At 43.9% G+C, this 21951-nt stretch carries 25 protein-coding genes; 19 read left to right on the forward strand and 6 right to left on the reverse strand.

Going from position 1 to position 21951, the window contains the following annotated elements; translation table 11 throughout:
• The first annotated feature begins 105 nt into the window (after positions 1 to 105).
• From rpsF to V7728_RS14535, 8 genes are all read left to right on the forward strand, one after another.
• Positions 106 to 393 carry a 30S ribosomal protein S6 gene (rpsF, locus tag V7728_RS14500; protein WP_004392977.1) on the forward strand — a complete coding sequence of 96 codons (288 nt, stop codon included), beginning with the start codon at positions 106 to 108 and terminating at the stop codon, positions 391 to 393.
• A 39-nt stretch (positions 394 to 432) separates the two neighbouring features.
• Positions 433 to 951, forward strand: a complete 519-nt coding sequence (ssbA, locus tag V7728_RS14505) for a single-stranded DNA-binding protein SsbA (RefSeq protein ID WP_004392979.1) — start codon at positions 433 to 435, stop codon at positions 949 to 951.
• Between the two features lie 43 nt (positions 952 to 994).
• On the forward strand, positions 995 to 1234 hold the full coding sequence (gene rpsR / locus V7728_RS14510; RefSeq protein ID WP_004392983.1) for a 30S ribosomal protein S18: 240 nt from the start codon (positions 995 to 997) through the stop codon (positions 1232 to 1234).
• 192 nt (positions 1235 to 1426) lie between these two features.
• Entirely contained in the window at positions 1427 to 2008 is a 582-nt protein-coding gene (locus tag V7728_RS14515; protein ID WP_099567252.1) for a bifunctional transcriptional activator/DNA repair enzyme AdaA, read from the forward strand.
• Entirely contained in the window at positions 2005 to 2562 is a 558-nt protein-coding gene (locus V7728_RS14520; protein WP_099567251.1) for a methylated-DNA--[protein]-cysteine S-methyltransferase, read from the forward strand. The genes V7728_RS14515 and V7728_RS14520 overlap by 4 nt, the downstream gene beginning before the upstream one ends.
• Entirely contained in the window at positions 2559 to 3317 is a 759-nt protein-coding gene (gene xth / locus V7728_RS14525) for an exodeoxyribonuclease III (protein ID WP_015240985.1), read from the forward strand. The genes V7728_RS14520 and xth overlap by 4 nt, the downstream gene beginning before the upstream one ends.
• 62 nt (positions 3318 to 3379) lie before the next feature.
• The gene (locus tag V7728_RS14530) at positions 3380 to 4318 is read left to right on the forward strand and encodes a LacI family DNA-binding transcriptional regulator (protein WP_012118935.1); all 939 of its coding nucleotides are present in this window, start codon (positions 3380 to 3382) and stop codon (positions 4316 to 4318) included.
• A 56-nt stretch (positions 4319 to 4374) separates the two neighbouring features.
• Positions 4375 to 4755, forward strand: coding sequence for a VOC family protein (locus V7728_RS14535; protein ID WP_025285587.1), 381 nt, complete (start codon positions 4375 to 4377; stop codon positions 4753 to 4755).
• 32 nt (positions 4756 to 4787) lie between these two features.
• On the opposite strand, the gene V7728_RS14540 is transcribed toward V7728_RS14535, so the two are convergent.
• Positions 4788 to 6119, reverse strand: coding sequence for an MFS transporter (locus V7728_RS14540; protein ID WP_007615061.1), 1332 nt, complete (start codon positions 6117 to 6119; stop codon positions 4788 to 4790).
• 214 nt (positions 6120 to 6333) lie between these two features.
• Between V7728_RS14540 and V7728_RS14545 the strand changes: the two genes are divergently transcribed.
• A complete protein-coding gene (locus tag V7728_RS14545) occupies positions 6334 to 7230 on the forward strand; it encodes a CPBP family intramembrane glutamic endopeptidase (protein WP_099567250.1) in 897 nt (298 codons plus the stop codon).
• Here V7728_RS14545 and V7728_RS14550 read toward each other — a convergent pair.
• Positions 7227 to 9296, reverse strand: coding sequence for a thioredoxin domain-containing protein (locus V7728_RS14550; protein ID WP_099567249.1), 2070 nt, complete (start codon positions 9294 to 9296; stop codon positions 7227 to 7229). The genes V7728_RS14545 and V7728_RS14550 overlap by 4 nt on opposite strands.
• A gap of 149 nt (positions 9297 to 9445) precedes the next feature.
• Complete coding sequence (locus V7728_RS14555) at positions 9446 to 10357, reverse strand: DMT family transporter (RefSeq protein WP_025285584.1); 912 nt, start codon at positions 10355 to 10357, stop codon at positions 9446 to 9448.
• 135 nt (positions 10358 to 10492) lie between these two features.
• Between V7728_RS14555 and V7728_RS14560 the strand changes: the two genes are divergently transcribed.
• Positions 10493 to 11941: an aminotransferase-like domain-containing protein gene (locus tag V7728_RS14560; protein WP_335371369.1), complete on the forward strand. Its 1449-nt coding sequence runs from the start codon at positions 10493 to 10495 to the stop codon at positions 11939 to 11941.
• A gap of 308 nt (positions 11942 to 12249) precedes the next feature.
• Here V7728_RS14560 and V7728_RS14565 read toward each other — a convergent pair whose 3' ends face one another.
• Positions 12250 to 13035 carry a 3-hydroxybutyrate dehydrogenase gene (locus V7728_RS14565; protein ID WP_015240976.1) on the reverse strand — a complete coding sequence of 262 codons (786 nt, stop codon included), beginning with the start codon at positions 13033 to 13035 and terminating at the stop codon, positions 12250 to 12252.
• Between the two features lie 118 nt (positions 13036 to 13153).
• Between V7728_RS14565 and V7728_RS14570 the strand changes: the two genes are divergently transcribed.
• Both V7728_RS14570 and V7728_RS14575 read left to right on the forward strand, forming a co-directional pair.
• A complete protein-coding gene (locus V7728_RS14570; protein ID WP_099567248.1) occupies positions 13154 to 14062 on the forward strand; it encodes a LysR family transcriptional regulator in 909 nt (302 codons plus the stop codon).
• Positions 14063 to 14166: 104 nt separating this feature from the next.
• Complete coding sequence (locus V7728_RS14575) at positions 14167 to 14568, forward strand: carboxymuconolactone decarboxylase family protein (protein WP_007409882.1); 402 nt, start codon at positions 14167 to 14169, stop codon at positions 14566 to 14568.
• Between the two features lie 181 nt (positions 14569 to 14749).
• Here V7728_RS14575 and V7728_RS14580 read toward each other — a convergent pair whose 3' ends face one another.
• Together V7728_RS14580 and V7728_RS14585 are read right to left on the reverse strand one after the other, a co-directional pair.
• Positions 14750 to 15616 carry a DUF1259 domain-containing protein gene (locus tag V7728_RS14580; RefSeq protein WP_099567247.1) on the reverse strand — a complete coding sequence of 289 codons (867 nt, stop codon included), beginning with the start codon at positions 15614 to 15616 and terminating at the stop codon, positions 14750 to 14752.
• Positions 15617 to 15966: 350 nt separating this feature from the next.
• Positions 15967 to 16398: a GNAT family N-acetyltransferase gene (locus V7728_RS14585; RefSeq protein ID WP_015418634.1), complete on the reverse strand. Its 432-nt coding sequence runs from the start codon at positions 16396 to 16398 to the stop codon at positions 15967 to 15969.
• Between the two features lie 119 nt (positions 16399 to 16517).
• On the opposite strand from V7728_RS14585, the gene V7728_RS14590 reads away from it, so the two are divergent.
• From V7728_RS14590 to V7728_RS14620, 7 genes are all read left to right on the forward strand, one after another.
• Positions 16518 to 16970 carry a MarR family winged helix-turn-helix transcriptional regulator gene (locus V7728_RS14590; protein ID WP_007615031.1) on the forward strand — a complete coding sequence of 151 codons (453 nt, stop codon included), beginning with the start codon at positions 16518 to 16520 and terminating at the stop codon, positions 16968 to 16970.
• Positions 16971 to 17183: 213 nt separating this feature from the next.
• Complete coding sequence (locus V7728_RS14595) at positions 17184 to 18062, forward strand: YitT family protein (protein WP_012118921.1); 879 nt, start codon at positions 17184 to 17186, stop codon at positions 18060 to 18062.
• Positions 18063 to 18173: 111 nt separating this feature from the next.
• Complete coding sequence (locus V7728_RS14600; RefSeq protein ID WP_169510223.1) at positions 18174 to 18635, forward strand: MarR family winged helix-turn-helix transcriptional regulator; 462 nt, start codon at positions 18174 to 18176, stop codon at positions 18633 to 18635.
• A 13-nt stretch (positions 18636 to 18648) separates the two neighbouring features.
• Positions 18649 to 19287 carry a nitroreductase family protein gene (locus V7728_RS14605; protein ID WP_004393039.1) on the forward strand — a complete coding sequence of 213 codons (639 nt, stop codon included), beginning with the start codon at positions 18649 to 18651 and terminating at the stop codon, positions 19285 to 19287.
• Between the two features lie 30 nt (positions 19288 to 19317).
• Complete coding sequence (locus tag V7728_RS14610) at positions 19318 to 19686, forward strand: DUF1304 domain-containing protein (protein WP_038464539.1); 369 nt, start codon at positions 19318 to 19320, stop codon at positions 19684 to 19686.
• 156 nt (positions 19687 to 19842) lie between these two features.
• On the forward strand, positions 19843 to 20733 hold the full coding sequence (locus V7728_RS14615; protein ID WP_099567246.1) for a LysR family transcriptional regulator: 891 nt from the start codon (positions 19843 to 19845) through the stop codon (positions 20731 to 20733).
• Positions 20734 to 21936, forward strand: a complete 1203-nt coding sequence (locus tag V7728_RS14620; RefSeq protein ID WP_076424872.1) for an MFS transporter — start codon at positions 20734 to 20736, stop codon at positions 21934 to 21936. It abuts the gene before it with no gap.
• The last annotated feature ends 15 nt before the right edge of the window (positions 21937 to 21951 follow it).

Consider the following 21951-nt stretch of genomic DNA (forward strand, 5'->3'; position numbering starts at 1 on the left):
GTTGTAAAGGGACAAGAGCTTTGGTATAATATAAACTTGTGAGTAATAGAATTATTGCTCCTTGCCCATTATAGGGCCGCTTAGACCAAAAGGAGGTGCAAACAGATGAAAAAGTACGAAGTTATGTACATTATCCGTCCGAACATTGACGAAGAGTCAAAGAAGGCAGTTATCGAGCGTTTCAACAACGTATTGACTTCTAACGGAGCGGAGATCACTGGAACAAAAGATTGGGGTAAACGTCGTCTTGCTTACGAAATCAACGATTTCCGTGACGGTTTCTACCAAATCTTAAACGTTCAGTCTGAAGCTGCAGCGGTTGCTGAATTCGACCGTTTAGCTAAGATCAGTGACGATATCATTCGCCACATCGTTGTTAAAGAAGAAGAATAAGCAATTTGAAATATATAATGTTAAAAGGTGGTCTTTCATATGCTTAACCGAGTTGTATTAGTCGGAAGACTGACAAAAGACCCAGAGCTTCGTTATACGCCAAGCGGTGCGGCTGTCGCCACGTTTACTCTAGCTGTGAATCGTACATTCACGAACCAGTCCGGAGAACGTGAAGCCGATTTCATTAATTGTGTCACTTGGAGAAGACAAGCCGAAAACGTTGCAAACTTTCTTAAAAAAGGAAGCCTTGCCGGCGTAGACGGCCGACTCCAGACAAGAAATTATGAAAACCAGCAGGGACAGCGTGTCTTCGTGACAGAAGTCCAAGCTGAAAGTGTTCAATTTCTTGAGCCTAAAAACAGCGGCGGTTCTGGATCAGGCGGATACAACGAAGGAAACAGCGGCGGAGGCCAATACTTTGGCGGAGGCCAAAATGATAATCCGTTCGGCGGAAATCAGAACAACCAGAGACGAAATCAAGGGAACAGCTTTAATGATGATCCATTTGCCAACGACGGCAAGCCGATTGACATCTCGGATGATGATCTTCCGTTCTAATAGATTATCGCTATATTCATAACGAGAAAGGTGGGAAATGACAATGGCAGGAGGACGCAGAGGCGGTCGTGCGAAACGCCGTAAGGTTTGTTACTTCACTTCTAACGGCATTACGCACATCGATTACAAAGATGTAGATCTTCTTAGAAAGTTTGTTTCTGAGCGTGGTAAAATTTTACCTCGCCGTGTAACTGGAACAAACGCGAAATACCAACGTAAATTGACTATCGCGATCAAACGCGCACGTCAAATGGCTTTACTTCCATACGTAACTGGCGAGTAAGCCGAAAGAAAAGAGCAAGAGCCTGCGGGCTCCTGCTCTTTTTTTATATCAATCCCCCTCCATCCTGCCGAAATGTTTCACATGAAACATGGAAGTGCTCCTGACACCTATCTTTGTTATCTTGCTCCTCTATTCAAAAACGCGTACTTAAGCAATGAATTTGTTTATACTGAAGAACAGGGGGTGGCTGAGATGGAAACAGACAGAAATATCCTGACTGATGAAAGGTGGAGCGCAATCATACACAATGATGCTTCTTATGACGGGGCATTTTATTATGCAGTAAAAACGACGGGGATTTTCTGCCGGCCTTCTTGTAAATCGAGAGTTCCGAATAAAGAAAACGTGCTGGTGTTTGATACGGCTGATGCAGCGCTCGAGAGACATTTTCGTCCCTGTAAAAGGTGCCGGCCGAACGGTCTTCGTCTTCCTGATGAAGAATGGATTGCTCAAATCATTGAGTACATTGACCGCCATTATCACGAATCCCTGACTCTGAGCGTACTGGCCGAAATGTGTCACGGCAGCCCCTATCATTTACAGCGGACATTTAAAAAAATCAGGGGAATATCCCCGATTGCGTATATACAGAAAATAAGATTGTCGAAGGCGGAACACCTTTTAAAGCATACTGATATGACAGTCATGGAGATCGCTCTGACTGTCGGAATTCCAAACACAGCGCATTTCGCGACTCTTTTTAAAAAGAGAACCGGGAGTTCGCCCACAGAATACCGAAAAACCGTCAAAATGGGACAGGGAGGTTCAATATGAGTAAAGAGCCTATGATCTATTGGACACTCTTCACACGGAATGATTGGAGCCTTTATACAGCCGCCACATCTAAGGGGCTTTGCTTTATAGGCTCAAATTATGGAAGCTTTGAAGAGTTTGAGCAGTGGGCAAAAAAATCACTGCCGCAATACCGATTGGCACGTGATGATGAAAAGCTGGCGCCTTATACGGCAGAGCTGTCCGAGTACATTGACAATGGCAGATCAGCTTTTTCAGTGCCGGTGGATCTTTACGGGACAGAATTTCAGCTTGCTGTATGGAAAGCGCTTATGGACATACCGTACGGCGAGACATACTCCTATTCGGATATAGCAGAAATGATTCAGAAACCGGCAGCCGTAAGAGCCGTGGGCGCCGCAATCGGGAAAAATCCGGTATTGATTACGGTTCCGTGCCATCGCGTCATCGGAAAAAACGGGAAACTGACCGGGTTCAGAGGCGGTTTAGAAATGAAAAAGCAGCTGCTGGCATTAGAGGGCGGAAACATTGAAACACTGAAATACCGGCTGAGCCGGACAGGAGGGATCACATGAAACTGATTTCTTGGAATGTAAACGGCTTGCGTGCCGTGATGAAAAAGATAGATATCAATACTTACGTTCAGGAAACGGAAGCCGATATTCTATGTCTGCAAGAAACAAAAGTACAGGACGGACAAGTATCATTACAGCTTGAAGGATATCACGCCTATTGGAACTATGCGGTGAAAAAAGGCTACTCAGGCACGGCTGTTTTTTCGAAAGAAAAGCCGCTGCACGTGTTCTATGGACTGGGGATTGACGACCATGATCAAGAAGGACGGGTGATCACGCTTGAATTTGAGCATGTGTTTGTCGTCAACTGTTATACGCCGAATGCCAAACGCGGATTAGAGCGAATTGATTACCGTCTTCAATGGGAAGCCGATTTTAAGGATTATCTGCAGAAGCTTGACCGGAAGAAGCCCGTGATCTTATGCGGCGATCTGAATGTCGCACACAGGGAGATAGACTTAAAAAATCCGAAAGCCAACCGGAAGAACGCCGGTTTCTCGGAGCAGGAGCGGGAAGCGTTCAGCGCCCTGCTGAACGCGGGATTTACCGACTCATTCCGCTATTTATATCCTGACCAGGAAGGCGCGTATTCCTGGTGGTCTTACAGGACGAACGCACGTGAGAAAAACATCGGCTGGCGGCTTGATTACGTCATTGTTTCAGACAGACTGAAGCAGCGGATCAGCCAAGCGGCCATTTGTGCCGATATCATGGGTTCTGACCATTGCCCTGTTGAAATGACATTGGATTTATGATGAGATAGCAGTAAGAGAAATCCACTCTTGCTGCTTTTTTATCACCGAAAATGGAGGAGCACATGGCAAATATAAAAGAGATAGCGAAACTGGCGAATGTGTCGGTGGCCACCGTATCACGCGTATTAAACCGACATCCGTACGTATCTGAGGAGAAAAGGCGTCTTGTGAATCAAGTGATGAAGGAGCTGGATTATACCCCTAATCGAACCGCCATTGATCTGATTCGCGGAAAGACCAATACAATCGGCGTGATTTTGCCGTACAGCGACCATCCCTGCTTTGACAAAATTGTAAACGGTATCACGAAGGAAGCGTTTGCCCATGATTACGTGACAACCCTTCTCCCCACCAACTATGACCCCGCTATAGAGATGACATATTTCGAACTGCTGAAAATGAAAAAGATTGACGGACTGATTGTCACGTCCCGGGCGAATGAATGGGAAACCGCCGTGCCTTACCTGGAATACGGTCCCATTGTCGCTTGTGAATATACACAGCATCAAGAGATTCCCTGCGCTTATAATGACAGGCAGGCAGCATACAGAGAAAGCTTTTTGTATTTGAAAAACCGCGGGCATCAAGACGTTGCTTTTACATGTGTGCGGGAAGCGGAAAAAAGCCCGAGTACGGCCGACAAGGTAACCGCATATAAGGCGGTTTTCGGCTCTCTTGATGAAACCCGCATTCTGGTCGGATGCCATGATATGGACGACGGAAAGCGTGCGGGTGAGCACTTCTGGGGTTTCGACAAGGCGCCGACGGCCATCTATGCGCACAGTGATGACGTGGCTGCCGGCTTGTACCAGTTTGCGAAAGAACAGAAATGGGACGCGGAGATCATCGGCGAGGGAAATCTGAGCGTCAGCCGGGCATTGAATATTCCATCCCTGGAACTTCATTTGGAACGGGTCGGAAAGGAAGCATTTTTATTGTTTTTTCACGAAGAAACAGCTAAAAAACAAATTATGCATCAATTTCAGCGGAAAAAGTCTTGAGCTGAAATGGGTTTCATGCTTTATAAATAGATTGAGAAAAAAAGGGAGGCGGACATATGCGAATTGAACATGCAGCGATATGGGTGAAAGATTTGGAACGGATGAAAGAGTTTTATGAGACATACTTCGGCGCCAAGGCCAATGACCTTTATCATAATGAGAAAAAAGATTTCAAATCGTATTTTCTTTCATTTGACTCCGGATGCAGGCTGGAACTTATGAAAAAAGGCGGCATTGATGAAGCTCCGGCACAGAATATGACCGGATGGGCGCATCTCGCATTTTCTACAGGCAGCAAGGAGCGGGTGAATGAATTGACGGAAACGTTTAAAAACGATGGATTTCAGGTTGTAAGCGGCCCGCGCGTGACGGGTGACGGATATTATGAGAGCGTGATAGAGGATGGGGAAGGCAATTTGATAGAAATCACAGTGTAACAGTGCGGAGTGATTCCGCACTGTTTTTTTGATTAAATTTGCTGTGCATTTGTTTTCGGGCCGAAGAGGATTAACAAAACGGAACATAGAAGCCAGCAGCCGCCGATGAACAAAAAGACGCTGATGTAGCCGAGCTTAACGGCAATAAATCCGACGAGCAGGGAGCCGAATATGTTGGAAAAACGGCCGAGCCCATACGCCAGCCCGCTCCCGGCCGAGCGATATTCCGTAGGATACGGTTCCGATGTGTAGGCGTATAAGTTTGAGGTGAAGATCCGTTCCGTGACGTTAACGACAAATCCAAACACAATAATCATGACGGGAATAAACGTCATGCCGTATAACAGTCCGGCAATGGCAGTAAGAAAGGCGCTTGCGGCCAGAATCCATTTCCTTTGGAACGTCTCGGATATCATGGAACCGAGCAATGCGCCAAGCGGTGCGCCGACAGAGTGAAGCACATTGTACCACAGCGTTTTTTCCATGGTGATGCCGTTGCTTTTCAGCAGGCTGGGCACCCATGAAGCAAAGCCGTAAAAGCCAAAGGTTTCAAGAATCCATACCGCTGACAGGATGATGGTGATCTTTAAATTCCTGCCCTGAAACAGCCCTAAGTAGCCTGCGTGCTTCACTGTATGTACTTCTGCCGCCTCTTTTGGCGCGGGAAGCGGGCCTTTTTCTTTCTCTGCACGTGCTTCAAGACGGTTCATAATGGCGTTTGCCTGATCATATGCGCCCCGATTTTCGTGCCAGCGCGGCGATTCCTCAAGCCGGCGGATAAAAAAGAAATAAATGAGTCCGGCCGCCCCCCATACGAATACGAGCCGCCACCCCCATGAGCCTAAAGGAATGACAAAAGCGGAAACAACGTTTGTAACGGGAACGCCGATTAGCCCGATCATGGCGCAAAGGGAGATGTATTTTCCCCGTACGGAGGATGGAAAAAATTCCGCCAAATAGCTGTTCGTCACAATCATGGCGGCCGCGACGCCGAGCCCGGTCAAGAAGCGGAAAATCATTAAGGACGGAATATCCCATGCCAGCGCATTCAGAAAAGATGAGATCGAAAAGACAAGGACAAAACAATTCAGCGCTTTTTTCCTGCCGATCCGATCGGACAGCCTTCCGCCGATGGACGCGCCTAAAAACATGCCCAGGAAGGATGCGGCCGTGATGTCGGCAATGGTGGACAGCTTCACGCCCCAATGCTCAATCAGCGCCGGAGCCACGTTGCTGAGCGTAAACAGATCAGCGAGATCAAAAAAATAGATGATTCCGAGAGCGGTTAATACTTGATAGTGCACACGCGAAATGGGGAGACGGTCTAATCGGTTCGCTACATTTGAGAATGTCTGATGTTTCATAAAAAACCCCCTGACTTTGCAATTGTAATCAGAAAATACTGTTAATTTATCTGACGAATACATTATAAAGGTCTTTTTTTGGCAAAAACAGAGTGTAAATAACCAGAGCCAAAGGAAACGGCATAGCGCTTTCTTCTTAAAATATATAACATTTCCTATATCTGTTTCTGTTTATATTGTAAAATGTTGAAGGAAAGGAAGTTGATGCATAAATATGAATACGTTTGTACGGCCCGCAGAGGGAAAAAATAGTGTATCGAGATATATCCTTTCTCTGTTGGTCATTGTGGGTTTGTTCTTTTTCGGAAGCATACTGACCGTGTTTTATATGTTTCTCACGTCCGCTTTCAATCCTTCACTGACGATAAATTGGGATGAGGGGGCATTAAGTGACCCGCTGGCGGATATTTATTTACAGCATATCGTCTATTTCATAGCGATTCCGGGCATTTGGATAGCGGTTCGTTTCATTATGAAACGGCGGTTTTTATCCATCATCACACCAAATCAGTCGCTGAACTGGAAGAGGATTTTCTTTGGATTCGGCACATATGTTGTGCTGATGTTTGTCGCGGGGCTGATTGATTTTACAATTCATCCGGATCGTTTCATGCTTCAGGGATTCCATGCTTCACGTTTTCTGCTGCTGTTAGCGGCGGCCGTCTTGTTGGTGCCGATTCAAACCTCTGCGGAGGAATTTCTCTTTCGCGGTTTTCTGCTTCAGTTCGCCGGAAAATTGACGGCAAATGCGGTGGTTCTGACAGTCATTATCGGCGGATTATTCGGCGCACTTCATTTCGGGAATCCGGAGATGGATAATGGGGCTCTCTGGGCGGGAATCGGATATGTCACCATTGGCATGATCTGGACCTTTATCACGATTAAAACGGGCAGTCTGGAGATGTCCCTTGGCGGTCACGCTGCCAATAATATGTTTTTATTTATCTTTCTCACAGAGGATCATTCGGTGTACGGCGGCATTCCGTCGATATTTACAACAGCAGCCGGCGGCTATGAAATATATGATTGCATATCGACTCTGGTGATCAATATCATCTTCGTATGGCTCGCGTTCCGTTTTGTGAAAAAAGAAAAGCAGCAGGCCGCCTAGGCTCTGCTGCTGATTTGTAAGGTGTTCATCGCTTCATCAATATCCGTCGTCGGCCTCCGGCAGGCGAAATTCTCACAAATGTAGACCGTTGTCCTCCCATCGATCATTTGATAACCCGCGGCAAAGTCAGAAATGCCGGCAAGCTCTTCCGGATGTTCTGCGGCGAGAATCGTATAGGCGGGAGTGAAATGCTCCTGAAGCGCCTCAATGAAACGTTTTCTGTCTGGGTCATCTTTCCTTCCGAAAACAACGATTTCGTTTTGGGGCATTGTATGTGCCAGTACGCTTTGCATGAAGAAAGCGTTGCTGCTCGGATAGGCCTCTATTTCCCGTTTGAACACGGAAAACATCGCTTCGGCTTTTTCAATCAGTGATATATCACCCGTCAGGCGGCCGAGACGAAGCAGCTGTACGGCAGCCGCGCTGTTTCCGGAAGGCACGGCCCCGTCATAAACCTCTTTTTCCCTGACAAGAAGGGTCTCGGCATCATTCCCTGTAAAGAAGAAACCTCCGTGCCGTTCATCCCAGAACAGCTCCAGCATGCTTGTACATAACGTTTTCGCTTTCTGCAGATAAGACGGATTAAAACCCGCTTCATACAGTTCAAGATAAGCCCAGATGAGAAAAGCGTAATCATCGACAAACCCTTTGTTTTTCACTTCGCCCTCGCGATAGCGGACCATGACGCGCCCGTCCGGCATGAGGTGCCGTTCGAGAAAGCGGATCGCTGTTTCCGCCATGCTGAGAAAGTCAGGTTCGTGAAATACCTTTGCGGCTTTTGCCAGCCCGGCAATCATGAGCGCGTTCCATGAGGTCAGCACTTTGTCATCTGTATGCGGATAGCTTCTGTTTTCACGGGCCTCCAGCAATTTTATTCTTGCCTCTTCAAGGCGTCCGGCCAGTTCATGTCCGGTGAGGCCGGTCTCTTCGAGGATGGCCTCACGCCGCGTGAAAATGAGGTGCGGGATGTTTTCGCCTTCAAAATTGCCTTGATCTGTGATGTTATACACCTTGCAGTAAAGCGGGCCGAGTTCATCACCGAGAAGATTCATGATTTCTTTTTTGGACCATATGTAATATTTCCCCTCACGGCCTTCGGTATCAGCGTCTAAAGCTGAGAAAAAGCTGCCGTCTTCGTGTATCATTTCCCGCTGAATAAACGTTACGATCTGCATCGCAATCTGTTTGTAGCGCTCATTACCCGTGACTTGGTAGGCTTCCGTATAGGCGGTCAGGAGAAGGGCGTTGTCATACAGCATTTTCTCAAAATGCGGCACGAGCCATTCATTATCAGTCGAGTAGCGGGCGAATCCGAACCCGATGTGGTCAAAAATTCCGCCGTTCGCCATGCCGTCAAGTGTCTTGGTTACGCCGGCCAAAGCCTGTTCCTTGCCCGTATAGCTGTAGTAGCGAAGCAGAAACATGAGCATATGCGGCATCGGAAATTTCGGAGCCTGGCCGAACCCGCCGTACACCGTATCAAACCCGCCGGCCAGCTGGCGATACGTGTCATGAACCGCCTGTTCGCCAAGCATGCCCTCGGCCGGGTGAACCTTGACTTCAAGATGAGCGGCGGCGTTTTCGGCGATATCCTCGACATGCTGCCGGTCATTCGCAAACGTTTCGGACAGATGTTCAAGCACATCGATAAAGCCCGGACGGTTAAATTTGCTCGTCTTCGGAAAATATGTCCCCGCATAAAACGGCTTCTGATCTGGTGTGACGAACACGTTCAGCGGCCACCCGCCCTGCCCCGTCATCAGCTGGCAGATTCTCATATACACGGAATCCACATCAGGCCGCTCCTCACGATCAACCTTGATGGCTATGAATTTATCGTTTAACATACCGGCGATCTCTTCGTCCTCAAAGGACTCGTGGGCCATTACATGGCACCAGTGACACGTCGAATAGCCGATGCTGACAAGAACCGGCTTGTTTTCGCGTTTTGCTTTTTCGAAGGCTTCTTTTCCCCAAGGATGCCAGTTTACGGGGTTGTGGGCGTGTTGGAGCAGATAGGGGGACTTCTCCATGATTAAACTGTTGGGTTTACTATTGTTTGGCATGGGCTCACCTTCTTTCTATTAATATTTGTATGTTTAACATACCACAATCCTCTAAAAAAATTCATACACTCAACTTTGTGAACCACACCCAAGTCATTAAAAAGGAGAACTGCTTATGACTCTATTTTCAGGATTAAACTTCATCCACCTTATTGCTTTTTAGATAAGAAATAAGGATTTAAAATCTTTATCGTTTTATTTACTGTTAGATAGGTGAAACACACTCCGGCGACTGTAACCATCCCGCCTGTCAGTGCAATAAACGCAGGCACCTCCCCTAACCACACCCAAGAAATGGCCAAGGCTACGGCTGGTGTTAAATAAAGTGAAATGGTTGCTTCTGAAGCACCGACGAGTGAAGTTACATACGCAAGTGCAAAGTAAGGCACAACCGTTGGTAATAAACCTAAGTAAACGATAGACAATGTTGAGTTCATTGAAGCGTTCAAAAACTCTTCCCCTAAGCCAGGCAGAAACACAAGCATAGGTACTGTCCCGCCCCAAATAGTGAATGTAACGAATGGAATAAATCCATATTTTTTTATATAGCGAGCTTGAAAAACGAAATAAATACTCTCCGAAAAAGCTGCCAGCAGGATTAACAAAATGCCGTTCACTGAATTTGTATAGTTTCCTGCCCCAAATGAAATGATCGACACACCCAATAAACTTATGATAGAGCCAATCCATTTATAAAGCCCAAAATGTTCACCAAAAAACAGACGGGATAACATTGCAGAAAAAATAGGTGTCATGGTCACGAGTAAGCTTGCTACCCCTGCGCTGACTGTTTTTTCTCCGATATTCAGCAAAATGTGATATAGTGCAAAACCTAAAAATCCTAACGATAAAATAGCAGGGATATCCTTCATGTCAGGTAAACGCATATGAGTCAAAACAGCAAAAACCAACAGTGCCATTGACCCAATCAACAAGCGAAACAAAGCGAGGTGTTCCGGCGTGTAACTCTCCAAACCCGCTCGAATTCCCGGGAAAGCTGATGCCCACAACCCAATCATCAGACTGTAAGATATACCGATTCGAACTGTTTTCTTTCTCATCTTTCTCACTCCTCTTTACAAAAACCAACCAGTTATTTAATGTGGTTCTATATTAATAAAGATTTGATGATATGGCTTCAACCAGTTAAATAGATTTTGACCCAACCACTTTAGTTTTTAAGGAGGATCCTTTTTATGAGAGCTCCAGAAGAAAAAAAGATGAAAAAGCTTCCTAAGTACATACAAATCATTCAATTTATAAAAGAGAAAATAGGAAATGGAGAATGGCCGATTGGAAGTAAGATTCCAAGCCAGCGCACGCTTGCTAAACACTTTGAGGTGAACAGGAGCACAGTCATTACAGCTTTAGAGGAATTGACGGCGGATGGATTAATCGAAGGCAGAATGGGCAAAGGGACAGTTGTTACGAACAATACATGGACACTTTTGGCTAAGAATTCCGCTCCCGATTGGGATCAGTATGTAACCTCCGGAATCCAGCAGCCCAGCCAAAAAATCGTTCAAGAGATCAATAAATCAGAATCAAATTCTGATCTTATACAGCTCAGTAAAGGAGAACTTTCACATGAGATTTTTCCTTTAGCTGTTATGAAAGAGATCATGGGAAAGGTATCTCAAAACATAGAGGCATTCGGGTATGAGGAACCAAAAGGATATTTGCCTTTGAGAGAGGCATTAAGCGGCTATTTAAGAACAATCGGCATTCAAGCGTCTCCTTCTTCCATTCTTATTGTTTCGGGCGCACTGCAAGCCTTGCAGCTTATATCAATGGGGCTTTTACAAAGGGGATCGACCGTTTATCTTGACCAGCCGTCCTATCTTTATTCATTACACGTATTTCAATCAGCCGGTATGAAGCTGACTGGAGTTCCTATGGATAACGATGGGCTTTTGCCGGAACATATCCACGTGGCAAGGGGGGAGCGGGGGAGGGCTATCTTATATACAAATCCTTGTTTTCATAATCCGACAGGTATTTTAATGTCAAAAAAGAGACGAGAAGAAATCCTTGCCGCAAGTGAGAATGCACAGCTTCCCATTATTGAAGATGACATTTATCGTGAGTTATGGATAGATGAGATTCCTCCAGATCCTATTAAAACAATAGATAAAAATGGGCATGTGCTTTACATAGGCAGTTTATCGAAAACGTTAAGTCCGGGTTTGAGGATTGGATGGATCGTCGGTCCAGAACCAGTGATTGAACGTTTATCCGACATAAAAATGCAAACAGATTACGGCTCCAGTTCGTTATCTCAGAGAGTAGCGGCAGAGTGGTTTACATCCGGTGAATACCAGCAACATCTAGAACAGGTGAGAAGTCAATTAAAGGTGAGAAGGCAATTGGTCATGAGTCTCTTAGAAACCAATTTGAAGAATGTCGCTATATGGAATATGCCGAAGGGAGGATTCTTTGTCTGGGTAAAAATATTGCCTTCACTATCTATGAAATTACTTTATACAAAAGCTTTGACAAAAGGGATACTTCTCAATCTCGGCAGTATCTATGCTCAAGAAAAAGGGAATTATATTCGCTTATCATATGCTTATGCATCTCTTGAAGACCTTCAAAAGGGAATTTATGAATTGAGTTTGATGATTAAGGAATTGGCAAGCAGATAAATATATAATGATTACTTTAATAGAAAGAGACAAGCTATCAATGACAAGAATCGGCTTGTTTTCGCGTTTCGCTTTTTCAAATGCTTCTTCCCCCTCATGGAAACCAGTAAAAAGCCGCTAACAAAGCGGCTTTTCTTAAGTTAAGATGCAAAATGTTAAAAAAAGGTTAATCTTTGCCCTCCTTGTTTTATTCAAACTTCAATCTGTATGGCTATGTCTTTCCTAGAAGAACATCGGCTTGGTTTATGAAGAGTAAATCATTCACAGAAATTCTTATATCTACAGATGAAGAATAGCGCTTTTTCAGATTATTGGGCCGTATAACCGCCGTCCATTACGACTGCCTGTCCTGTAACTCCTTTCGCTTTGTCACTGGCGAGGAATACTGCGTAATCAGCGATTTCTTGCACGGCTAATAAACGTTTTTGAGGAACCAAGGGGTAAATGACTTCTTCAAACACCTTTTCTTTAGAAATGCCTCTAGTCTCTGCAATATCTTTTAACTGGTTTTGCACCAATGGAGTGTCGATATATCCCGGACACAAGGCGTTGACGGTAATTCCGTATTCCGCTCCTTCCAATGCTGATACTTTAGTTAAACCGATCAAACCGTGTTTGGCGCTGCAATAAGCCGCTTTCCCTGCAAAACCGATTAAACCATTTATGGAAGCCATATTGATGATGCGGCCAAATTTTTGTTTTTTCATCAAAGGGAATACTCTTTTTGTCGCACTAAAAGGAGCAGTAAGCATTAATTTCAGCATAAATTCAAACTTATCAGTCGGGAAGTTTTCTATATCCGACACATGCTGAATCCCCGCATTGTTTACCAGAATATCCAATCGTCCAAAGGTTTCAAGTGTCTTAGAGACACTTTTTTCTACTTGTTCTTCGTTTGTTACATCACAAACCGCAGAGAGGACTTCGTATCCTTGTTCCGTAAGTTCCTCAGCTGCATGTTGCACGGCTTTTTCGTTCAAATCGGAAATCACAACTTTTGCGCCTTCTTTAGCGAATTCACGTGCAATTTCTAAACCAATTCCACTCGCCGCGCCTGTAACAAGAGCAACTTTACTTTCCAATAATTTACTCATAGTAACCCCTCCAGGATTCATTTTGGTCTCCTAAAAGTTTACACCCAGCAGTTGTATAAGTAAAATGAATAAAAAGAATATAATGTATTCGTTAAACTTATGGAATGGAGGTCATACGATGGATATACGCCAAATCACTTACTTTCTTGAAGTTGCTAAATCCAACAGTTTTACTAAGGCATCAGAAAATCTGCATTTGTCACAGCCTGCCTTAAGTAAGATGGTGAAAAGTTTGGAAGAGGAATTAAAGGTTGAGCTCATTGATCGATCAGCTAGACAGATCGCTTTGACAGATGCAGGCGAAATTGTATTTGAGCAAGGCCAAATGATTATGAAGTCAATAGATGACTTGTCGACGAACTTATACGATCTTTTACATTTAAAAAAAGGAAAAGTGAAAATTGGAATACCGCCGCTTATCGGTGTTTTGTTTTTTCCTAAAATCATTAGAGGATTTAAACAATTGTATCCTGATGTGAACATCAAGCTGATAGAACATGGGGGAAACAAGGTGAAACAGGAGGTTGAAGATGGGGTACTGGATCTTGGCGTGGTTATTGAGCCAGTGGACGAAGAGCAGTTTGATATCATTCCATTGCTTAATGAAGAACTGATGCTCTTCGTTCATTCCGCTCACCCGCTTGTTCATAAAGAGATTGTGGAAATGCAAGACTTGAAAAATGAACCTTTCATCCTGTTTAGTGAAGACTTTTCTCTTCACGATCGGATTATTCAAGAGTGTATTAGAGCCGGTTTTCGTCCAAATATCGTTTATGAAAGTTCTCAATGGGATTTTATCAGCGAAATGATTGGAGAAGAACTAGGTATCTCCATTTTCCCTCAGTCTATAGTGAAAAAGACTGATCAAAGTTTAGTTAAGGCAATCTCCATTGTTAATCCATCAATTCCTTGGAAAGTGGCGATTATTTCAAAAAAAGGAAAATACGTTTCGCACGCAGTACGCGAATTTATCCGGTATATTTCATTTTTTTGTAAGAGTAATTACGTAAATCAAGATAACTCATGAAAAAAATGAATGGTTTTTATAGTTTTTATGTATTTTACGGTTAGAGAGGGCTGCGATATATTATCTTATGTCAGAAAATAAGTACTTTTCAGGAGGAAATTCAAATGGATCAAAGCCGTTACCAACAAGGTTTAGACAAATTAATGGAGTACACTTTAACAAGCGATGATAAAATCTCTACGCATTTAAAAATTTCTGAAGACTTGAAAGATATCGCCCCAGATGTAAGTAAGTACATGATAGAATTTGCTTATGGAGATATATATTCACGACCGGGATTAACCAATCAACAACGTGCGCTTGTTACCATTTCATCCCTTGTAACGCAAGGAACCGAGCCGCAGCTTGAACTTCATATCAATACAGGGCTTACATCCGGATTAACACCGACTGAGATTGTAGAGAGTATCACCCAATTGGTTCCTTATACAGGCTTCCCGCGTGTACTTAATGCTCTTTCAGTGGCTAAGAAGGTGTTTGCACAACGACATGTAGAAAACCATTGAGAAATAAAGAGCTTGTATGGAATGCGGGTTGAATTAGTATAAACTCATCAATAGAATATACACAAAACGACAGCCTATAAGGCTGTTTTTTAACATTAAAATGTCTGACCTCCTTTTTGTTTTTCGGTTGATCATATGTAAAAGCGATTATATTAATCGCTTTTTGATACTTCGAAACATGCTAAGCTTTGACCTCTTTATCAGTAAGCACATTTAAAGCATCTCTCACTTTTAAGGCGAAGTTGACAGGTTTATCAATCGCTTCGAAATGAATATACATCAGTCTCGGTTTATCAAACAGCCAGTGATTGTGAAGTGACGTTACAATCAGATCATGTTTCCGAAGAACGCTGATAAATGGATTGATTTCTTTTTGCAGAATGACAGTTTCTCCGCTGCAGAGAGCACGGCCGTCTTTTGTCATTGATTCAAATGAAAACATTTGCGGAATGAGCAAAAATGATCTTCCAGGCCGTCCCAGTACTACTGGTTTTATATTCGTTCGTGATCTCATTACTGTACAAATTCCATTTTCAAACGTATGCATGGTTCCGCCTAGAATATCGTTGAATTCGTCACAAAGACCATGCCGTTCAATCATTTCCCCGTCAGTTTTTGGTACCGCACGCACAGTTTTAGTAGTTAGAACCCTCAGGGCCTCTCTCACTTTTCTTGCAAAATTGAGAGGTTTATCAATTGATTCGAAATGCATAAACATCAGACGCGGTTTATCAAACAGCCAATGGTTATGAACGGCAGTTACGATGATACCGAATTTGCGCAGCTCACTCATTAACGGGTTCACTTCTTCTTGCAGTAAAACAGTCTCACCTAAACATAAAGCTCTGCCTTCCCGATCCATGCTTTCAAATGAAAAGGCCTGAGGAATAAAAGGAAATGCCTCGGCTCTTCTTCCGAGTACCACCGGATGGATGTTGCTTCGAAATCTTGTCGCCGTACATACGCCATTTACGACACTGGGCGTTGAATTGAGAATTCTAGCAAATTCTTTGCAGAGCCGTGATGGCTCCATACTCGTTTCTTCCACTTCATATCTCCTCCTGGAATCTATTTATAACGTACTTAGTATTAAAGATATGTGAAGATAGAAAAAATGTAACGCGTCAGCAGTCCATATTAGAGAGAATCAGTCTTTCTTGTATAATTTGGGGTTTTCTTCCTTTTTATAATCTCTTTAACTGTTAATTTTTAATAGATTAAAAGCTAAAATTGGTAGTTTTATTCCAGCTTTGATTTTTTTGTGGCGGCCATTTGTGACAAGCACCGGCTGCGCACACATACCTTTTAATTTGAGTTTCAGGCTAAGAAAAAAAGCCTTTATACAAGGCTTTCGGTAAATAATTCATACAGCCGTTTGGCTGCTCATTCAGTGACAGCTCACAGCTCTTTTGTCATCAAGACATGCGGGATGCCGTCTTCCATAAATTCCGGTGAATCTGTCTGATAGCCCAGTTTGTGATAAAAGCCTTCCGCATGTGTTTGTCCATGCAGTTTACATTGGGTGATGCCTTTTTCTTTTACCATGTTTTCTAATTCGCTTATGATGACTTTGCCCAACCCGTATTTACGGTAAGGCTTCAGGATGCAGATTCGTTCGAGCTTGCCTGTATGGTTTACGATGCGGACGCGTCCTGTGCCGGCAGGCTGATTTTCATGATAAACCAAGACATGCCCGCACTGATCCTCAAGCGTATCGAACTGATCAAATTCATCGGTTTCAGGTACTTGCTGTTCCTCAATGAATACTGCTTTTCTAATCTCAAGCGCTGCTTGTAAATCAATTTCCGTTGTTATTCTTTTTATCCTCATAATCAACCAATCCTTTTCACATGTTAGTCTGGACTGCACGGCTTGCTTGTGGTCTTATAGAAGTAACGATAAAATAATTATATTGTAAATGCAACAAAAAATGAAGGGTTTGAAAAGATATGACTGATATTTTGCGGGAAATCGGCATGATCGCACGGGCACTGGATTCCATCAGCAATATTGAATTTAAGGAATTAGACTTAACAAAAGGGCAGTATCTCTATCTTGTGCGTATATGTGAAAACCCGGGAGTGATACAGGAAAAAGTGGCGGAAATGATTAAAGTCGACCGAACAACAGCGGCGAGGGCAATCAAAAAACTGGAAATACAGGGGTTTATTGAAAAGCGTCCTGATGATCAAAATAAAAAAATAAAAAAACTGTTTCCGACTGAAAAAGGGAGAAAGGTTTATCCGTTATTGCAAAGAGAAGGAGAGCATTCTGCGGAGGTAGCTCTGTCCGGCTTTACATCTGAGGAAAAAGAAACCATTTTCAGCCTTCTTCAGCGGGTGAGAAAAAATATAGAACATGATTGGGAATATGTGAAGAAGGGGAATAAAAGAGATTATTAATGGTCATTAATTCCTTTTAGTGAATGATTACATTGTGAATGATTACATTGTGAATGATTACATTGTGAATGATTAAAGTCATAAATGGATACGTTATCTGTGACATCTCCTTCCTCGGTTCCTGCTTCAACATAGCCGATAGGCTTATTTTTAACGAAAAGTATCAATTATGGTATATTTAAATAAGAAAAAATAATTGAAGCGGGGAATGATATGAGTACAATCGAAAAACAAAGACGTAAGAAATTCAGAGTGAAATCAATCGTACGGGCCATCATGGTCATCATCGGCGGAATTATTGCCGCGTATGGACTGGAAACCGTATTGATTCCGAATAGTGTATCTGACGGCGGTGTAACCGGACTCAGCATTGTCGGTTCACAGCTGTTTCATTTGCCTCTTGGGATCTTAATTGCGGTGATCAATATACCGTTTGTCTGGTTAGGATATAAGCAAATCGGGAAAGGTTTTGCGTTTCTATCAATTATCGGTATTGTCTCACTTGCCGCGGGCACGAGTTTTTTCCACCACACACCGGCTATCATCGAGGGAGACACCCTGTTAATCACCGTTGTCGGCGGGATTATTCTCGGCTTTGGAATGGGATTGGCATTGCGTAACGGCGGCGCATTAGATGGAATTGATATGCTGGCTGTGCTTCTGTCACGGAAATTGCCGTTTGGCACGAGCGACCTCATTTTATTTTTAAACATGTTTGTGTTTATTTTTGTTTCTTTTGTATTTGGGCTGCAAGGCGCATTGCTTTCCGTCATTGCTTACTACATTGCTTCTAAGGTGATTCATGTGGTTGAGGAAGGCTTAAGCGGTTCTAAAACATTTCAGATTATCACCAATGAGCCTGCATTAATGGTAGAGACCATTCGTGAAGAATTGGGCCGGAGCGCTACTTATAAAGAAGCATACGGCGGTTTTTCTCATGAAAAATTCCAAGAAATCACATGTGTCATCAACCGTTTGGAAGAAACCAAACTGAAAGAAATTATTAATGACATTGATAAACAAGCCTTTGTGACGGTATATGATGTCGCAGAAGTAAAAGGCAGTAATTTCAGAAAAGTCCATAATCATTAAGAAGCGAGCTGCCGTTAATCGGCAGCTTTTTTTAATAAAGGAGAAAAAACTTGCAAAAATAGAATGACGGCTGTATATTATTGATATATCAAACATTGACTAGTCAATTAATTGCGCAAAAGAAAGTGGGGATGGGTTTTGACAGCATGTTGTTCAGAGGAAGGCGAGATTTTATATCAGCTCCAATCACTGCATAAAGTGATCGGCACGAAGTTTGAAGCGTGCACCGGAATCAGCCAATCCCGCCTTGAGCTTCTCGCCGTGCTTTTTTACGTCGATGAGATCAGCCAAAGCGATCTTCAGAAAAAGGTGAATATTGATGGCGCAGCCGTGACAAGACACTTGAAACAGCTTGAAGCCAAAGAAATGGTCACAAGAAGGCGGAAGCCCGAGGACAACCGAATTATACTTGTCCGGCTTACTGAACAGGGGCGGGAGAGAATCGAGGCTTCCAAAAAGGAGAAGGAGCGTTTCATAAAGGAAATGCTTGCCGGTGTCAGCGAGGAAGAACGCAGTATGTTAAAAAACGTATTGTCACAGATGCAGAATAATATAGAAAATATGAAAGCATAGGAGTGTTTTACACATGAAAACAGAACTGAAAACAAACGACTTTATGGACATTATGAAAGGGCGCCGTTCCATTCGGAATTATGATCCGGCTGTTAAAATCAGCAAAGAAGAAATGACTCAAATCCTGGAAGAAGCAACGACAGCGCCGTCTTCAGTCAACGCGCAGCCGTGGCGTTTTCTCGTCATTGACAGCCCTGAAGGAAAAGAAAAACTCGCGCCGCTTGCCAGCTTTAACCAAACACAAGTCAGCACATCATCTGCGGTGATCGCGGTTTTCGCAGATATGAACAGTGATGACTATTTAGAAGAAATTTATTCAAAAGCGGTCGAACTGGGCTACATGCCGCAGGAAGTAAAAGACAGACAAATCGCTGCGTTGACGGCGCATTTTGAAAAACTGCCGGAGCAAGTGAACCGTGAAACGATTCTGATTGACGGAGGACTCGTTTCCATGCAGCTGATGCTTACGGCACGCGCGCACGGCTATGACACAAACCCGATCGGCGGCTACGATAAAGAAAAGATTGCCGAGGTTTTCGGAATGGATAAAGAGCGTTATGTACCGGTCATGCTGTTATCAATCGGAAAAGCGGCAGACGAAGGATATGCTTCCTACCGTCTTCCTATCGAAACAATCGCACAATGGAAATAAGGTTGAAGTGAAGCTGAGAGGAGAGGGACAGTGGACATGATTGCGGCTGTTTTCGTCGGAATTGTAGCTTTAGAACATATATTTATCATGATACTTGAAATGTTTTTTATCAATTCGAAGGCAGCTAAGCGGTCCTTCAAATTGCCGAAGCATTTAGAAGGTGATCGGAATGTAGCGGTCATGTTTGCAAATCAGGGTCTGTATAATGGATTTCTGGCTGCCGGCCTCATTTGGGGGCTGATCCTCGGAGCTGATCCGATTGGCCATATGATTCAAATGTTTTTCGTCATCTGCGTGGTCATCGCGGCCATTTTCGGAGGCTTTACTTCAAACAAATCAATTATCGTAAAACAAGGACTTCCGGCTGTTTTAGCGCTTATTTTTCTTTTATTGGCGTAGCAGACGGAATGAGGGCTTCCGGAAAGGAAGCCCTCTTTTTTTATTCTGTTTTGAAAATCATTCCTTATATGCATCAGTTTCATGCAAACTAACAATTAGAAGTTATAGATCGGGTAACGTATGATAAGTGAAAATAACAAATCGCGGAGGCAATCAATGGATTGGCATCAGATTAATTATTTTCAGACAGTGGCGCAAGTGCAGCATATTACACAGGCAGCAAAACAGCTGTCCATATCTCAGCCCGCTCTCAGCCGTTCGATTTCAAAGCTTGAAGACGAGCTGGGCGTTCAGCTTTTTGATCGCAAAGGCAGGAATATTTATTTGAATCGGTACGGGAAAATGTTTTTGCATCGTGTGGAACAATCTATCAGACAAATTGAAATCGGTAAGCAGGAAGTGTGGAATGAAATCCATCCCAACAACGGCACAATATTGTTGTCTTTTTTGCCGTCGCTTGGCATGAGTATGGTTCCGGATGTGATCAGCTCGTTTCAACACATGTATCCTCATGTCAATTTTCAGTTGACCCAAGCATCAAATCAGCAGATTATCGAGCAATTAACGTCAAGAGAAGTGGACATCGCATTGACTTCGCTTCGTGATGAAAACGATGAGGTGATCTGCCAGCCGCTTTTAACAGAAGAGTTATATTTAGCCGTTTCTGCTGAACACCCGCTCGCCTCATATGATGAAATTGATTTGAAAATGGCGGAGCATGAACCGTTTATCTCTTTTAAAGATACAAATGTTCTTCACGGCATGATTAAAGAGTTGTGTGAAAAAGCGGGATTTTCACCGGATGTCGTATTTGAGGGAGAAGATATTGTGACAGCTTCCGGGTTAGTCGGCGCTAAACTGGGGGTGTCTCTTATCCCTGACTTGCACGTTTTTGATAAAACAAAGGTCAAACTTCTCAGTGTCACCAATCCGATCTGTGAAAGAGAGATTGGTTTGGCTTGGAGGAAAGACGGCTATTTATCGCCGGCAGCGGAGAATTTTATAGCGTTTATTCAAACCCGGCTTAACAGAAAAGGGGGAAGATAAATGACTTACATTCGCCGCGGCACACTTCAATTCAAAAAGGTAAACTTCGCTTTGTTTGCTGGCGGATTTTGCACGTTTGCCATCCTTTGGGGAACGCAGCCGCTGCTGCCTGATATCGCAAACGATTTTCACCTGTCACCGGCGGTTTCAAGCTTAAGCCAATCAGCGGCAACGATTGCTTTAGCCATCAGTCTGGTATTCGCCGGTTTTTTATCAGAAATGTACGGGCGGAAGCAGATAATGGGCGTGTCATTATTTGCTGCATCCGTCCTAGCCGTTCTCACAGGGTTTGTTTCGGACTTTCAGCTGCTCGTCGTTTGCAGGGCGCTGCAGGGAGCCGCATTAGCGGGGCTTCCCGCGGCGGCAATGGCTTATTTAGCTGAAGAAATTGAGCCGGACAGCTTGGGAATGGCAATGGGGCTTTATATCAGCGGAAATTCGATTGGCGGCATGACGGGACGCATCATCAGCGGCTTTCTGACGGATTCCTTCAGCTGGCATACGGCTTTGCTGACGATCGGCCTCATCAGTTTGCTGGCAAGTATTATCTTCTGGACGATCCTTCCTGCCTCTTCTCATTTTACGCCCCGGACATATAAAAGAAACGACATTTTCACCTCATTTTACCGTCAATACAGGACGCCCGGTTTCGGCTGCCTTTTGATCATCGGTTTTTTATTGGAAGCCGGCTTTGTATCTTTATATAACTATATCGGTTTTCAATTGATGAAGCCGCCTTATTCACTAAGCCAAACGGCAGTCGGATTTATTTTTCTCGTATACCTTGTCGGAACGTTCAGTTCAACGTGGATGGGCATGTTAGCAGACAAATACGGCAAAAGAAAAATCCTGCCATTCTCATTGGTGATTGTCATGATTGGTGTCTGCATTACTTTATCTGCTGATATAGGGATCATGATTTTAGGAGTTGCGATTTTCACATTCGGCTTTTTTGCGGGCCATTCGATCTCCAGCAGCTGGGTTGGCGAACTGGCCGTCCGCGATAAGGCACAGGCCGCGGCCTTATATTTGTTTTCCTATTATGTGGGAGGGAGCATTGGGGGGACTGCAAGCGGCGCTTTCTATCACCAATTCGGCTGGGGCGGCATTGCCGTCATGATTACGGCGCTTTCTGCCGTTTCAGCAGCCGTTTCAGTCTGGCTGGGATTATTGACGAAACGAAAAAAAGATAAACACCAATAGGCGTTTATCTTTTTT

Origin of the sequence: Bacillus sp. JHAA (assembly GCF_036961585.1) — a bacterium.
Classification (GTDB): Bacteria; Bacillota; Bacilli; order Bacillales; family Bacillaceae; genus Bacillus; species Bacillus velezensis.

Excerpts from the sequence above, each read along its gene's own strand:
- V7728_RS14575 (WP_007409882.1), top strand. The coding sequence starts at position 14,167 with ATGGATCAAAGCCGTTACCAACAAGGTTTAGACAAATTAATGGAGTAC.
- xth (WP_015240985.1), top strand. The coding sequence starts at position 2,559 with ATGAAACTGATTTCTTGGAATGTAAACGGCTTGCGTGCCGTGATGAAA.
- V7728_RS14620 (WP_076424872.1), top strand. The coding sequence starts at position 20,734 with ATGACTTACATTCGCCGCGGCACACTTCAATTCAAAAAGGTAAACTTC.
- V7728_RS14530 (WP_012118935.1), top strand. The coding sequence starts at position 3,380 with ATGGCAAATATAAAAGAGATAGCGAAACTGGCGAATGTGTCGGTGGCC.
- V7728_RS14605 (WP_004393039.1), top strand. The coding sequence starts at position 18,649 with ATGAAAACAGAACTGAAAACAAACGACTTTATGGACATTATGAAAGGG.
- V7728_RS14560 (WP_335371369.1), top strand. The coding sequence starts at position 10,493 with ATGAGAGCTCCAGAAGAAAAAAAGATGAAAAAGCTTCCTAAGTACATA.
- ssbA (WP_004392979.1), top strand. The coding sequence starts at position 433 with ATGCTTAACCGAGTTGTATTAGTCGGAAGACTGACAAAAGACCCAGAG.
- V7728_RS14615 (WP_099567246.1), top strand. The coding sequence starts at position 19,843 with ATGGATTGGCATCAGATTAATTATTTTCAGACAGTGGCGCAAGTGCAG.
- rpsR (WP_004392983.1), top strand. The coding sequence starts at position 995 with ATGGCAGGAGGACGCAGAGGCGGTCGTGCGAAACGCCGTAAGGTTTGT.
- V7728_RS14595 (WP_012118921.1), top strand. The coding sequence starts at position 17,184 with ATGAGTACAATCGAAAAACAAAGACGTAAGAAATTCAGAGTGAAATCA.
- V7728_RS14535 (WP_025285587.1), top strand. The coding sequence starts at position 4,375 with ATGCGAATTGAACATGCAGCGATATGGGTGAAAGATTTGGAACGGATG.
- V7728_RS14590 (WP_007615031.1), top strand. The coding sequence starts at position 16,518 with ATGACTGATATTTTGCGGGAAATCGGCATGATCGCACGGGCACTGGAT.
- V7728_RS14540 (WP_007615061.1), bottom strand. The coding sequence starts at position 6,119 with ATGAAACATCAGACATTCTCAAATGTAGCGAACCGATTAGACCGTCTC.
- V7728_RS14550 (WP_099567249.1), bottom strand. The coding sequence starts at position 9,296 with ATGCCAAACAATAGTAAACCCAACAGTTTAATCATGGAGAAGTCCCCC.
- V7728_RS14520 (WP_099567251.1), top strand. The coding sequence starts at position 2,005 with ATGAGTAAAGAGCCTATGATCTATTGGACACTCTTCACACGGAATGAT.
- V7728_RS14555 (WP_025285584.1), bottom strand. The coding sequence starts at position 10,357 with ATGAGAAAGAAAACAGTTCGAATCGGTATATCTTACAGTCTGATGATT.
- rpsF (WP_004392977.1), top strand. The coding sequence starts at position 106 with ATGAAAAAGTACGAAGTTATGTACATTATCCGTCCGAACATTGACGAA.
- V7728_RS14515 (WP_099567252.1), top strand. The coding sequence starts at position 1,427 with ATGGAAACAGACAGAAATATCCTGACTGATGAAAGGTGGAGCGCAATC.
- V7728_RS14545 (WP_099567250.1), top strand. The coding sequence starts at position 6,334 with ATGAATACGTTTGTACGGCCCGCAGAGGGAAAAAATAGTGTATCGAGA.
- V7728_RS14585 (WP_015418634.1), bottom strand. The coding sequence starts at position 16,398 with ATGAGGATAAAAAGAATAACAACGGAAATTGATTTACAAGCAGCGCTT.
- V7728_RS14570 (WP_099567248.1), top strand. The coding sequence starts at position 13,154 with ATGGATATACGCCAAATCACTTACTTTCTTGAAGTTGCTAAATCCAAC.
- V7728_RS14565 (WP_015240976.1), bottom strand. The coding sequence starts at position 13,035 with ATGAGTAAATTATTGGAAAGTAAAGTTGCTCTTGTTACAGGCGCGGCG.